Source organism: Tunturibacter psychrotolerans (genome assembly GCF_040359615.1).
Classification (GTDB): Bacteria; Acidobacteriota; Terriglobia; order Terriglobales; family Acidobacteriaceae; genus Edaphobacter; species Edaphobacter psychrotolerans.
The window spans coordinates 5440519-5454963 of record NZ_CP132942.1 but is presented as its reverse complement, the minus strand read 5'-3'; the positions used below and the strand labels follow the sequence as shown (position 1 = coordinate 5454963).

Genomic DNA, 14445 nt, shown 5'->3' with positions numbered 1-14445 from the left:
ACGAGTCTCGCCGTGCAGCAGCAGCGCTTCGATACCCGATAGCAATGCTGACTAATTGAAATCCATGATGCCATGCTGGCATCCCTGCACCCCTATGCCGCTTTATAACGCCCTCTCTATTCGGGCCACCAGACAGGAAAAATCTTGACCTCAGCAACGTTAGAACAGAACGACCAGATCTCTCAGAACCAGCAGAACCCGAGTCCTCAAGCCAACACAGCCGCCGCGAATCCCGCAGGCCTTTCCCTAGTTGAGGATGTTCGCTTCACCGACTTCAACATCTCGGACTCCCTCAAGAACCGCCTCACCAGCGCCGGCTTCACGATGCCGACCCCGGTCCAGGCCAAGGCCATTCCGCCCGCTCTCGAAGGCAGCGACATCCTCGCCACTGCCTCCACCGGCACCGGCAAGACCCTCAGCTTCCTCATCCCGATGATCCAGCGCATGGACGCGAACTCGGTCCCCAGCACCAAGGGCAAGCGCGGTCCCATTCGCGCCCTCATCCTGCTGCCGACTCGCGAACTCGCCATGCAGGTCCTCGAGGCCTACTGGAAGCTCGTTCCCGGCTCCAAGAGCGACGCGGTGCTCGTCTGCGGCGGTCTTTCGGAGAACAATCAGCTCGACCAGCTCGACCGCGGTCCTCGTCTCGTCGTCGCAACACCTGGCCGCCTCGAGGACTTCCTCCGACGGCGCGAAATCAACATCAACGCCGTCGAAATGCTCGTTCTCGATGAAGTCGATCGCATGCTCGACATGGGCTTCCTTCCCGCCATCCGCCGCATCGTCGGCGCACTGCCGAAGACTCGCCAGACCATGTGCTACTCGGCAACCCTCGATGCCAACATCCGCGAGATCGTCCGCGACTACGTCAAGGAGCCTGTCCGCATCGAGATAGGCCAGACCTCCAAACCCAGCGATCGCGTCGAACTGCGCGTCTATACCGTCATGCAGGACCAGAAGCTCGGCCTGCTCGACCAGATGCTCCGTCAGGAAGAGGGAACCTTCCTCGTCTTCTCACGCACCAAACACGGCGCTGACCGCATCAGCAAGAAGCTTGAGAAGCTCGGACACGACTCCGACGTTATTCACGGAGATCGCAGCCAGTCCCAGCGAACCGCCGCTCTCAAGGGCTTTGCCAATGGCCGTCACCGCGTCCTCGTCGCCACTGACGTAGCCGCCCGCGGCATCGACGTCAACGACATCGCGCACGTCGTCAACTACGACCTGCCCAATGCCTCCGACGACTTCGTCCACCGCATCGGCCGCACCGGCCGCGCCGGCAAGAAGGGCGTTGCCACTACGTTTGTCATGCCGCAGGAGCGTCACGACGCCCGCAAGCTCGAGCGCGAACTGAAGATAAAGTTTGAGTGGCGCGAGGCCGATAAGAATCTTGAGAAGGAAGTCCGTAACGCACCCCTCGACACAACAGCTCAGGGACAGGACCTCATGCAGCTTGAAACTCGCTCTTGGAAGGGCAACGATCCCGTCACTCCGATGACGACGCCTAATGCTAACTACGGCGCCAAAAAGAGCGGCTTCCGTAGCCGTAACGGCGGTGGTGGATTCTCCGGCGGACGCAGCTCCGGTGGCCGTGGCCCCGGCGGTCGCCCCAACAGCAACAGCCGCCCCGGCAGCAGCCGCTCCGGCCCAGCTCGACGCGGCCAGTAACTCCGGCACTCAGACACAAAAGAACGCTCCGCTCTGCCAGCCAACCAGCCGCAGAACGGAGCGTTCGTCTTTAATCAATACCCTCGGTCGACGTTATAGTAGTTTTGCCGAAGCTGATAGGCCAAAGTCCTGCAGTCTTTGTGATCTGGTAGAGGAGAGAATCATCGCCATGGCTAACCGGCTTCTGCGTTTTGTCCTGGCGCAGGTCCTGCTCTCCCTCTTGCTGCTGCTCATCTGGTCCTGGCCGCAGATCGACGACGCTTACATCTTTCTCACTTACGCCCGTCACCTTGCGTCCTCCGGTCTATTCGCACTCAACGCTGGGGAAGTCTCCTACGGCTTCAGCAGTCCCGCTTACGTTCTTCTACTGGCTGCGACATCGAAAATCACTGGTCTTGCAGTCAGTGTCGGCATGGCAAATGTGCTCGGCCTTCTTCTCTGCACCTTTGCCGCTCTCGCGATTTGGCTGCTTTGGGAAGAGTTGCGATTGCAGCTCTCCGATGCTGAAATCATCGTCTCCGCTATCCTTGTCAGCGGCCCATGGTTCTTCACCGCGTGGTTTTTCTTTGGGATGGAGACTGGCCTGGCTGTCCTGAGTATCATTGGTCTACTCCTGGCTCTGGCAAAACTTCGTGCAGAAGTCCGCACCCTCCCATGGCTGCTCGTCGGCATCGCCTCCGCGAGTACTCTCGCAATCACCAGGCTTGAGTCCGGCATCTACATCGCCTGCGTAATCATCCTGGCTCTCTTCGCGTCGCGATCGAGACGCGAGGTCCGCGATCTCTTGCTCATCGGCCTCTTCAGCGGCGCTGTGGAGATCGGTTGGCTGTTCTACGCCAAAAGCACGTTCGGGACCTACATGCCCTGGTCGAGCACCGCACGTCTCTTGTACTATCTGCCCACGGCGTACACCCAAATCGTCGCCGAACGCTTCAACCATCTGAGCCCGATGGCCCGAACCTTATTCGCCATCAAAGCCGCGTCGCACATGCTCTTCGATGGCCCCCTGAAGATCCTGCTCGTCGCACTCCCTCTCAGTGTGGCAACGTTCTTTGAGCGTGCGAAAAGCACTCCCGACACTCTCAAATGGATGCTCCGGATTGCAATCCTAGGATTTGTGCTTCAGATCGTTACGTTTTCCTATCTCTTTCCCCTGGCTCAGAATCGCCACTTCGCTCCCTATCTCTGCTGCCTTTGGGTGCTCGTCGTGCCGCTTATCGTGCGTTCGGCGCAGCGGGCGAGTCCTTTCGTTCAAAGCACACTGGTTCTCGCGATAATAGCCCTCTGGATCGGCGGCGCCATCCAATATCGATCCTCAGGGGAGAAGCTCGGGCCTCTTCATCGACTCGCGGCGAGGAATCTACTCCCAACCGACCGGGTCGCCGCCGAACCCATCGGCATTCTCTCATTTGAGTCGCCCGCACATATCATCGACCTCGGAGGCCTCACGGACCGCGACGCCTGGCCTATGCTCGAGAAGTTCGGCAACTCCCAACTCAGCGAAGTCATCGCATGGGATCTCAGCAAGGGAGCGACCAAGCTGGTACTCAAAGCCGAGCAGTGTGGTGCAACCGGCGAGATCTTCGGTCACTACTGCCTCATCAACGCGAGCGACGCGCAATCTTTGGTTCACGATTCGAACAGCTCAAAGCCCATAGCAACTCAACCATCTGCCCCAGAGCGCTAATCCTTCGGCATCGAAAATCGTTAAATTACATCTAATGGACAGGTATTTGCGGTTATGGCGAATATTCACGCCTGTAACGCGAAAATTGCTACATTCCCCAGCTAAAATGAAAGTAATACCATGATCTCAGTTTCCAACGTCACTATGCGCTATGGCTCGAAGCTCCTCTTCGAGGATGTTTCAGTCACCTTCACCACTGGCCGACGCTACGGCCTCACCGGCCCAAACGGCGCCGGTAAGTCCACTTTCATGAAGTGCCTCACCGGCGAGATCGACCCGCAGAAGGGCAACGTCGTCCGCCCCAAGAAAATCGGCGTTCTCTCGCAGGACCAGTACGCCTTCGACGCCTACCGCGTCATCGATACCGTCATCATGGGCAACAAGGCCCTGTGGGCGGCCCTTGAGGAGCGAGAGATCATCTACGCAAAGTCCGAGTTGACTGACGAAGACGGCTCCCGCCTCGGCGAACTCGAAGGCATCGTCGGCGACGAAGACGGCTACGAAGCCGAGTCCAACGCAGCCGTTCTCCTGCAAGGTCTCGACATCCCAGACGAACTTCACGAGCGCAAGATGTCCGAACTCCAGGGCGGCCAGAAGGTTCGCGTCCTACTCGCCCAGGCTCTCTTCGGCAATCCGCAGGCGCTGCTCCTCGACGAGCCCACCAACTATCTCGACCTCGAGTCCATCCATTGGCTCCAGGACTTCCTCACCCGCTACAACGGTACCGTCATCACCATCTCGCACGACCGGCACTTCCTCAACAATGTCTGCACCCACATCGCCGACATCGACTACGAGACCATCATCACCTACAACGGTGGCTATGACGATATGGTCTTCCAGAAGACAAGCGTCCGCACCCGCATCGAGAGCCAGAACGAGCAGCGCGAAAAGAAGATCGCTCAACTCAACGACTTCATCGCCCGCTTCTCCGCCGGCACACGCTCCTCACAGGTGAACTCTCGCAAAAAGGAAGTCGAGCGCCTCGCCACCAGCGAACTCGCTCGTTCCAACATCGCGCGTCCCTTCATCAGCTTCAAGATGGACCGCCCCTCGGGCAAAAACGTCCTTGAGTTTGAAGGCGTCAACAAGTCCTACGAGCAAAAAGACGGCAAGACCGAGCGCGTCATCAACAACTTCACCGCCTCCGTCACTCGCGGCGACAAGGTCATCCTGATGGGCCGCAACGGCCAGGGCAAAACTACTCTCCTCAAGGCTCTCCTCGCAAACGGCCCCGGCATCGAAGAGTCCGATGTTTCTATCGACTCCGGCACCGTCAAGTGGGGCCACGAGGTCTCCATCGGCTACTTCGCGCAGGACCACAAAGGCTCGATCCAGCTAGGCATGACGGCCTCTGATTGGCTCCATCAGTTCGATCCGCAAGCCACTAAAGAAGACATTCGCGGGATCCTCGGCCAGATGCTCTTCAAGGGCGAAGAGGGCCTGAAGAAGACCGACGCTCTCTCCGGAGGCGAAGCCGCCCGACTCCTCTTCTGCAAGATCATGTTGCAGAAGCCCAACGTCCTTGTCCTCGACGAACCCACCAACCACTTGGACCTCGAGAGCATCAACGCGCTCAACCAGGCCATTCAGAAGTATGAAGGCACGGTCTTCCTCGTCACTCACGACCAGGACCTGATCGAAGAATCTGGCACCCGCATCTGGCACTTCGAAGGCGGCCCCACCGACTTCCACATCACCGACCACAAGGGCCCCTACGAGGAGTACCAGCAGCAACTAGCCATCGCCGCAAAGTAATATGTCCCGCCGGACGGGCCCGCTACGCGCGGCGCGGTCACTTCGTGACATGTGAACCTGCCGCGGCAGGACAATCAGGACCGCGTTTCAGCGAGACAAGATTTACAAGTCACGAAGTGACTGCCCTCCGCACAGGAGGCCCGTCCGGCAGGACCTATCTTTCCAAAAAGTGGGATACTAGGAACCGAACAGGAGTCTCATGCCCACCGTCGAGCCCATCAAAAACCGTGGCAAAAACGTCCTTGGCCAGCCCCTCGACATCTGCGGCTGTGAGCCCATGACCGGCTTCTACCGCACCGGCTGCTGCGAGACCGGCCCCGACGATCACGGAGTCCACACCATCTGCTGCGTCGTAGACGAGCCATTCCTCGAAGCCTCGAAAGCCCTGGGCAACGACCTCAGCACCCCCCTGCCGCAGTTCGGCTTCGCTGGCCTCAAACCCGGAGATCGCTGGTGTGTCTGCGCCGCCCGTTGGCTTCAGGTGCAGCAAGCTGGCGCCGCATGCCCCATCATCCTCGAAGCCACCCACGAGAACACTCTCAAGATTGTTCCATTCGAGTTACTCATTCAGTACGCTGTCATCCCCAGCCAACTTCATTAAAGTGATTTCCATCTCACGCAAGTGTCGTGAAAATAAGTCGGCCTACTCGTAAACAACTCATGAACAAGACGTTTTGTAACGCTGGATTCATGCGGCGTTCACAGCTGCCCTTGACAGTCCCCGCCCCAAAGCCTGAGTGTTTAAGTACTACGACAAAGTCATTTGAGGTTGCACGCGAACGTCCCCGGGAGATACCAAACCCGGAGTCAACTAGCCGCTAACCATTTACACACCGTCTTTTACATCGGTGTTATTTAGGAGCCAGTACGAATATGAAACTTTCCTTTGCCTGTCGTGGCCTGCTTGCGTCCGCCGCTGCGGCCCTCCTCTTGTGTTCTCTCACCCTTTCTGGCAGTGCCCAAACCTCCGGCAACGGCAATATCGTCGGCACCGTGACGGATACCTCCGGCGCCACCGTCCCGGGAGTCTCCGTAATCGTCACCAACAACGACACCGGCATCTCGCGCTCGCTCACCACGAACAGCGACGGCTCCTACACCGCAAACTTTCTTCTCCCCGGGCACTACGAGGTCATCCTCGGCGGCGGCGGTTTCGGTAAGGTCGACCGCAAGGACCTGACACTCACGGTCGGCCAGATCCTCACCATCGACGCCGCACTCCCCGCGGCCTCCGTCTCGACTCAGGTTGAAGTCACCAGCGAGTCGCCTCTCGTCGACACCGACAAAACAGAAGTCGCCCAGACTATCGGCGAGACCCTCATCTCGAATTTGCCTGTCGCCAGCCGCAACTGGAGCGCCTTCGTCCTTAACACCCCCAACGTCACGCAGGATGGCGGCAGCGGCCTCGTCAGCTTCCACGGCATCAGTGGCCTCTACAACCAGAACTACGTCGACGGCTCCAACAACAACCAGATGCTCTTCTCCGAGGCTCGGGGCCGCGCATCCGGTGCACCCTACGTCTATTCCATCGACTCCATTAAGGAGTTCCAGGCCGAAACCTCGAACTACTCGGTCGAGTTCGGTCAGGCCGCCGGCGGTCAGGTCAACGCCATCACCAAGAGCGGAACCAACCACTTCCACGGCGACGCCTTCTACTATCTCCGCTACCCGGATCTCAACGCGCTCGATCCGTATAACAAGTTCCAGGCACTTCACAACAACGGAAACCCCTTCCTCCTCACGCAGCCCGTCCATCAGCAGCATCAGTTCGGCGGCTCTGTCGGCGGACCAATCATCAAGGATCGTCTCTTCTTCTTCTTCACCTATGATGGTTTTCGCAAAGTCGGTCGCGTTCTCTACTCCGACTCCAACACCATCTCCACGAAGGGCGCCGGGGCATACACCGCTTCTACTACTGTCACTCCGAACCAATGCCCGGTCGTCGGCACCCCAGGCTACAAGGGCACAACTGGTATCACCAGCGCGCAGTGTCTCAACGGTATTCAGTTCCTTCTGAATGTGGCTAACATCAACCCCGGCGACGCACCACCGGCCCGTTTTCAGAAGCAGAACCTCTTCTTCCCGCGCCTGGACTATCACATCAACCAGCGCAACGACGTCTTCGTCGACTACAACTTCGCCGACTATGACAGCACTTACGGTTACAGCCCCGCGAACACCTTCAGCAACAGCTCTCCCACGACCAACGGTCCCACCAGCTACCACGAGCGCTTCCTTGTCGCAGGTCTAACCACTCAGGTAGGCAAGGCCTCCGTCAACCAGGTGCACTTCCAATACGGTCGCGACCTCGAAACCGCAGGTGCGAACGCCGCCGGCCCCAGCGTCGCCACCGGTGTCGTCACCTACGGTATGCCCAACGCCCTGCCGCGTGTCGCAGAGCCTGATGAACACCGCATTCAATTCACCGACGTCTTCTCGACGACCAAGGGACATCACACCCTCAAGTTCGGTGGCGACGCCAACCTCGTCCACGAAGTCATGATCAACCTCTTCCAGGGCGGCGGCGTCTACAACTACTCGGACACCACCAACACCGCAGCATTCCAGGACTGGATCCAGGACGCCTTCGCCGGCCAGCCCGGCGATACCGACCCTTTCGCCGGCTATCACTACAACACCTTTGTCCAGACCATCGACAAGGTGAACACTGCGGCCGGCACTCAAGGTAGAGATGACTTCTGGATGAAGATGTTCGACGCCTTCGCCGAAGACTCCTGGAAGATTCGCCAAAACCTCACCCTCACCCTTGGCGTGCGCTACGACATTCAACTCACCCCGGCACCCGGTCTCGTCAACAACAACTTTCCTCCTATCTCAACTCAGTACAGCGGCACCATCAAAAACGTGGCCGACCGCGTTCAGCCACGCTTGGGCTTTAGCTGGGCGCCTCAAGTCGGCACCGTTGTCCGCGGCGGCTATGGTCTCTTCTCCGCGCTCAACCAGGGCAGCACCTACTACGCCATGCGCGTTGAGAACGGTGTAGTCCAGGTCAACTACAACTACACCGGCTGCGAAAGTCTTGTTGGCAACGTATCCGGTGCACGATGCGCGAAGGTGCCAAGCGCCACCAACAGCCTTCAATACCCCTTCGTGCCCTTCCCGGTCACTGGTCCTTCGATCTCTTCGGCCGCCATCCCCACAGGAGGAACCGCACCGGCCGTCAACGGACCAGCACTCATTGGTAGCCAGAGCTTCCACGGCCTTGATCCCAACTTCGTTCCGCCGCTGTCGCACGAGTTCCAGTTGGCTGTTGAGCAGGCCATGCCTGGCAAGATGACGCTGTCGGTCGGCTACGTCGGTACTCGCGCGATGCGTCTGCCCGTCTTCCTCGATGCCAATCTCATCGGCCAGACGCCCAGTGGCGTCCGCACCTACGACGTACTCAACGCCACCGGCGGAATTCAGGAAGTCCTTACCGTTCCTGTCTATCGGCAGGCGGACCGCCGCAATCCCAACATCACCTCCATCAACACGGGGTTCAGTGTAGCGAATACCTGGTACAACTCTCTCGCTGCAACCGTGCGTCGTCCCTTCGCGAACGGGCTCGAGGTGCTCGCAAACTACACCTGGGCGCGCGCAACCGACGATGGCCAGGTCGGCGGAGCCAACGGCACCTTCTTCGGTGGCGATACTCCGCTCGATCCCAACAACATCCGTCGCGACAATGGTCCTTCGGACACCGACATCCGGAATCGCTTTACGCTCAGCTTCGTCTACCAGCCAAAGCTCTTGCCGGATAACAAAATCGTCAAATATGCTGTCGACGATTTCACCTTCTCCGGCGGCTTCATTGCCTCTGGCGGTCAGCCGATCTTCATGGGGATGAACGGCACCGTCTTCTCCGGCACTGGAACCAGCTACGGAGCCGACGGCAACATCTATGGCGGTGCCATGAGCTCCAGCTCCGGCGCTCCGACCACCGGCCGTCCCCCGCAGATCGGCCGCAACAGCATGTATGGGCCGGGCTTCAACGACTTCGACTTCCGCGTAGCCCGCAACATCCCCATCCACGAGGCCATGTATCTGCAACTCTCCGCAGATGCCTTCAACCTCCTCAATCACACCATCGTCACTGGAGTGCAGGGAACCTACTCGCAGTACGCAGCGGCGTCGACTTCTGCGGCCTCTGCCTGCAGCACCGCAACGGGCTCCGCAACAGCGGGCACTGTTCCGGCAGGATCCGTACTGCAGGGCTGCATCTCACCCTTCACCGGCACCGGCCTCGCGGCCTTCGGTGTGACGTCAGGCACCAACAACAGCCTCTACGGGGCACGTCAGATGCAGTTTGCTGCGAAGTTCTTCTTCTAACCAAGCAAACGCAAACAAACCACAACAGGAAAGCGGCTCCGGGATATCGGAGCCGCTTCGTTTTGTGACGACCCTCGAGATAGAATTCTCCGCCGGTAGTGCTACCCTTGTGCGGAGAACGTCATCCAGTTCTCAATGACTTTGGTAGTTGGGCCTGGGTAGTCCTGTGAGACCGTGGATGACGCAGACGCGTTCCATGCTCACGCTCGAAAGGAGACTCCATGTTCGGGCTCGATTCGCGTGTGCTTCGCATAGTCTGGACTTTGGTCTTCTGCTATCTGCTGTACCGCTTGCGTGACACCATCTTCCTCGTCGTATTGTCGATCATCATCGCCTACATGCTTTTGCCGGTCGTGGATTTCATCTACAGCAGGCTCACGCATGGCCGCCATCGCGGATGGGCTCTCGCCGGCGTCTATCTTTTGATCTTTGCCCTGATTCTTTGTGTCGGCGGACTGATCGGCTACTATGCCTTCCAGCAAGCAGTTGAACTCACAAAGCAAATACCCGACCTGACGCAACCCAATGCCATCGATCACATCCATCTACCCAAATTTTTGGAGCGATGGGACGCACCCATCCGCGACCATCTCAAATCCTGGATAGAGGTGCACGGCAAGGACATGCTCGAGACCATCACCGACCTCAGCATGAAACTCCTCTCCGCCGCCGGTAGTATTGTTCTCCTCCTGATCGTCCTGCTGCTGAGCTATCTGCTTCTTCGCAATGGTCCGGACTTGCTTGAAGGAATCGTCTGCGCCCTGCCGCCGGCCTCTCGTCCGAAGTTCCAGGAGATCCTTCGCGATGAACATGATTTCCTAAAGCACTGGGCCCGGTCCGTGGTCCTCTGCGCAATCATCACCGACGCGATCTACGTCATTGCCTTTAGTCTGCTACGTGTCCCTTACAGCGTCCTGCTCGCGCTGATGATGTTTCCCTTCGAGTTCATTCCTCTCGTGGGTCCTCCGTTAGCGTTCCTGATCGTTCTGATCATCGCGGCGGTCACCGGCTTTCACGCCTTCGGATGGCTCATCTTCATCTTCGTCCTGGTTCGCCTCCTGGTGGACTATGTTCTCCAGCCATACTTGTTCAGCTCAGGCCAATTTGAACTCCCGCCATTCATCGTGATCGTCAGCGCTTTGGCTGGCGAAGCCATCGCCGGCGTTCCCGGAGTTCTCTTGTCGATTCCGGTTTCAGCAACCATCTTGATTCTCTATCGCCGACTCTATTGCGACACCCCTCCCGACCAACAAATCACCGAAAGCAGCACCGCCGCACGAGTGGAACTTTAGGTCCCAACGCCTCGACCTGTTAGACTCCCGCGTACCCCGGATAACTTGTCGAAGCGGAGTCCTAGAATGTTCGATTCGAACCGATCCTACTGTTTGCGTCTCGCCGAGGTCACCTTTCCCTTGCTCCTCAGCAGGCCTGCATCTACCGCCGCCTCCGACGCTCCTCGCTCGCCGCGTCGCGAAGATTCTCAAGAGTCTGAAGACCCGCTCAACGTGCGGCCTTCGATCTACGACGAACTCTGTCAGCTCTTCGGCCCGAGTTCCGATCCGCCTGTCTCCTGCCTCAGCTCCATCCAAAGCCTCGCCGCAGCCCTCGAACTTCGGCCGGATATCCAGTCGCGACTTGCCGTAGTAACCCAGTACACGCCAAGCAAATGGCTCCTCGAGCGCGAACTTCAGGCCTTCAACTACTGGCCGACTCCTCCTCCGAATCACGATAGCGACTGCCCGCCAACTCCGGACGGCAAACCTGACCCGTACGATGTGGCCCGCTGCCGCGCAACAACAGGGCTATGTCTCTCAGGCGGAGGCATCCGCTCTGCCACTTTCAACCTCGGCATCCTGCAGGCTCTCGCGCGCCACGGCCGAATCAGCAAGCTCGACTATCTTTCGAGCGTCTCCGGCGGCGGCTACATCCATCAGTTCCTTGCCAACTGGATCTATAAGACTGGCAGCACCTCGACCGTCGAAGGGCTGCTCGATCCAATTCCGAATCAACCCGAAGTCAGCCCTCTCGGATACCGCGCAACCGTGCAGCCAGAGCCACTGCGGTGGCTAAGACGACATTCCAACTACCTCGCCCCTCGGACAGGTGCTGTCTCCCTTGATACCTGGACTATCGCCGCAACGTGGACACGAAACACAGCACTCAACCTGGTCGTCCTTCTCTCCACTCTCTTCTTCGTTTTACTGCTCCCTCACCTCGGCACCATCCCCTTCGCCTTCTCAGAGGCGCATCATACCCTGTTCGTTCTGTTCGGTTGGATACTCGCCATCATCTTCCTTATCGTTGTGAGCTACCTCAGCCGTTGGCTCGCGCACCTCGACCCCCCTGGCCCAAAGCCCATCTTTATCAAACTCGCCTGCGGCAGCTTGCTCGGCGCTGCGGTCCTGGTCGCCCCTTTCATATACAAAACGATCATCCCCGGGGAAAGTATTGCTGATTCCTCAGCAAAAACCACCTTCCAGGAAGTAGAGCAACCAACTCACCTCCACTACAAGGGCTCCTTTCAACAACAAACCCCCAACACCGAATCTCTCGAGGTCACGGTTGATACTCAACAGCCGGTGCCTCGCTCTCGGCTGCGCGACCACTGGTCCGCACGACCCCTTGGTCTCTGGCGCGGCTTGATGTACACCCGTGCCACTACCATCCCCATTTTCTTATTCACCTGCCTCTGCGGACTGCTTCTCTCGTCCGTCTTTACTGCGGGCAAGATTCACGTCCAGATCACCGGAGCTGTCTGGATACTCGGAATTGGCTTCGCATACCTGCTCCTGGACGGCGTGCGACTGCTCTTCTTTGTAACTTGCTTTGCGGTTCCGCGCTACCTCATCCCAGCGCTTGCCGTAGCCCTGCTCCCACCGCTCCTGTTGGCTGTTCCGTTTGTTCTGATGGAGGCCGGCCTCGGTATCGTCGGTGACAGAGCCGACTCCGGACAACGCGAGTGGATGGCCCGTCTTCGCGCCTTATCCTTTCTGTTGGGTGGAAGCTGGTTCGCCGTTACCGGGGTGGCACTCTTGGGTGCCTATCTTGTGCGTCTCCTTTCTCACTACACCGTGGCCAGTTACACCGTCTGGGTTGGATGGCTTGGCACCACGATCGCCGGCGTGCTCTCCGCGCGAAGCACACGCACCGAGACCGGCGAAACCCCGGACTCGCCCTCTTCCGGACTCCTCCTCGAACTGCTCGCCAAAATTGCACCTCCGGTCTTTGTCATCGGACTTCTCCTCCTTCTCGCCACCTTCGTCTCATGGAGCGTGGTTGTCCCGAATGGCACTCCTCTCCAGCGGGAACATCGTTTCCTGCTCCTCTCCTTCCTCAGCCTCGCGATAGCACTCTTCTTCGGGCGGCGTGTCGATATCAACGACTTCTCCATGCACGCCTTCTACCGCGACCGGCTCGCCCGCTGTTATGGAGGCGCCGTCGATCTCCATCGCATTCCCAACCTCTTCACCGGCTTCACCCGAAGCGATCGCAGTCTGCGCGTCCATCAGCTACTTCCCGTCGGTTACCGCGCTCTCGACGAGCAGGGAAACACCGTACTCGATGATGCAGGCAGGCCCATCGTCGGCACCTACCGTGGCCCATTTCCTGTCATCTGCACCGCCATCAATCTCACCACCGGCGAGGATCTCGCCTACCAGGAGCGCAAAGCTGCGAGCTTTGTCTTCACGCCAATCTTCTCCGGCTACAACGTCGGCTGGACCGCCGCCCGCAACCACTGGAACCAGTTCAACGGGTTCGTTGACACTCCCAGCTTCGTATACGCGGACGCCGGAGCCATCACACTCGCTACGGCGTGTGCTATCTCCGGTGCTGCCGCCAGCCCCAGCATGGGCTACCACTCCAACCCCGCCATCGCATTTCTTCTCACCGTCTTCAACGTGCGTCTCGGATGGTGGCTCCGCAACCCTCGCCGCCGTCGCATTGGCCGGGTCACTCCATATCCCATCCCGCCATCCGGCAAGCCAGATGCTCTTAGCCGATTCTTCACGCTCAAACAAGGCACGCTTCCCTCGTCCCCCCGCTTCGGCCTTCTGCGCCTGGTCAATGAGCTCTTCGGTCAGTCGGACGACACCACCTCTTACGTCTACCTCACCGATGGCGGCCACTTCGACAACATGGGCCTCTACGAGCTCCTCCGCCGCCGCTGCCGCACCATCGTCGTCTGCGATAGCGAGGCAGACCCCAACCTCGCGTTCCAGGGCATCGGCATGGCCATCCGCAAGGCCCGCCTCGACTTCGGCATCGAAGTCACTCTCGATCAAACCGCCCCCGTTCCGCCAGAGCCGCCCGCCGGCAAGGCCGTTCCTGGCCATGAACCCTCATCCGCGGCGTCATCTTCAACGAAGACCGAGCATGACACTCCAGCCGCAACCGCATCCACCGATCCAGCAAAACCCTCCGCTGAGGCCTTGTCGCAGCAGCAGCCGTCGGAGGTCCCCTACGTCCTCAAAGCCCACGTTTCGTCCACCGATACTCCCGGCTTTACCGCAACCGTTGCGCATCAACAATCTGCACCCGCGGTCGAAGGCCTGTCTTCCTTCGGCGAATATCCTTCCAACTCCACCCATTGCGTCTACGGCACAATTCGCTATCCCGAGGACTCCCATCCCAGTCAGTTCGGCCACATCCTCTACATCAAGGCCTCCCTCACCGGAGACGAACCACCAGACATCCTTAACTACCGTCGCGAGCACAAGAAGTTCCCACACGACACGACCCTGAACCAATTCTTTACCGAGTCGCAGTTCGAAAGTTATCGCCGCCTGGGCGAACACATTCTTCTCTCCGACGAAACCGCCATCTCCTGGATGAATCGCTACCTCCCATCCCAATAGGGGAGAAAGCGATCCTGGTCAGGGAGAGGGCGTACTTGGGAGGAAAATGAGGATGGTACGCCTTAAGCGACGATTTCAGAACCTGCATGCGTGTGCTGTTTCACGCCATTCGCTTGCAACTCCAGCTATAAGCCCTACGTTGCCGAC

General features: G+C 59.0%; 7 protein-coding genes. All 7 read left to right on the top strand.

Features of this window, described 5'->3' with window-relative positions; translation table 11 throughout:
• Window positions 1-144: 144 nt before the first annotated feature.
• The 7 genes from RBB77_RS22880 (at window position 145) to RBB77_RS22850 (ending at window position 14298) form a co-directional block, all read left to right on the top strand.
• On the top strand, window positions 145-1668 hold the full coding sequence (locus RBB77_RS22880; RefSeq protein ID WP_353064009.1) for a DEAD/DEAH box helicase: 1524 nt from the start codon (window positions 145-147) through the stop codon (window positions 1666-1668).
• Between the two features lie 169 nt (window positions 1669-1837).
• On the top strand, window positions 1838-3355 hold the full coding sequence (locus RBB77_RS22875) for a hypothetical protein (RefSeq protein ID WP_353064008.1): 1518 nt from the start codon (window positions 1838-1840) through the stop codon (window positions 3353-3355).
• 120 nt (window positions 3356-3475) lie between these two features.
• Window positions 3476-5113, top strand: coding sequence for an ABC-F family ATP-binding cassette domain-containing protein (locus tag RBB77_RS22870; protein WP_353064007.1), 1638 nt, complete (start codon window positions 3476-3478; stop codon window positions 5111-5113).
• A gap of 199 nt (window positions 5114-5312) precedes the next feature.
• Window positions 5313-5714 (top strand): DUF2237 family protein, encoded by a 402-nt coding sequence (locus tag RBB77_RS22865; RefSeq protein ID WP_353064006.1) that lies wholly within the window; start codon window positions 5313-5315, stop codon window positions 5712-5714.
• Between the two features lie 272 nt (window positions 5715-5986).
• Complete coding sequence (locus tag RBB77_RS22860; protein ID WP_353064005.1) at window positions 5987-9442, top strand: TonB-dependent receptor; 3456 nt, start codon at window positions 5987-5989, stop codon at window positions 9440-9442.
• A 221-nt stretch (window positions 9443-9663) separates the two neighbouring features.
• A complete protein-coding gene (locus tag RBB77_RS22855; protein WP_353064004.1) occupies window positions 9664-10734 on the top strand; it encodes an AI-2E family transporter in 1071 nt (356 codons plus the stop codon).
• Between the two features lie 66 nt (window positions 10735-10800).
• Window positions 10801-14298 (top strand): hypothetical protein, encoded by a 3498-nt coding sequence (locus RBB77_RS22850; protein ID WP_353064003.1) that lies wholly within the window; start codon window positions 10801-10803, stop codon window positions 14296-14298.
• Window positions 14299-14445: the final 147 nt, after the last annotated feature.

Coding starts and splice junctions, on each gene's coding strand:
- RBB77_RS22875 (WP_353064008.1), top strand. CDS start 1,838: ATGGCTAACCGGCTTCTGCGTTTTGTCCTGGCGCAGGTCCTGCTCTCC.
- RBB77_RS22870 (WP_353064007.1), top strand. CDS start 3,476: ATGATCTCAGTTTCCAACGTCACTATGCGCTATGGCTCGAAGCTCCTC.
- RBB77_RS22865 (WP_353064006.1), top strand. CDS start 5,313: ATGCCCACCGTCGAGCCCATCAAAAACCGTGGCAAAAACGTCCTTGGC.
- RBB77_RS22860 (WP_353064005.1), top strand. CDS start 5,987: ATGAAACTTTCCTTTGCCTGTCGTGGCCTGCTTGCGTCCGCCGCTGCG.
- RBB77_RS22855 (WP_353064004.1), top strand. CDS start 9,664: ATGTTCGGGCTCGATTCGCGTGTGCTTCGCATAGTCTGGACTTTGGTC.
- RBB77_RS22850 (WP_353064003.1), top strand. CDS start 10,801: ATGTTCGATTCGAACCGATCCTACTGTTTGCGTCTCGCCGAGGTCACC.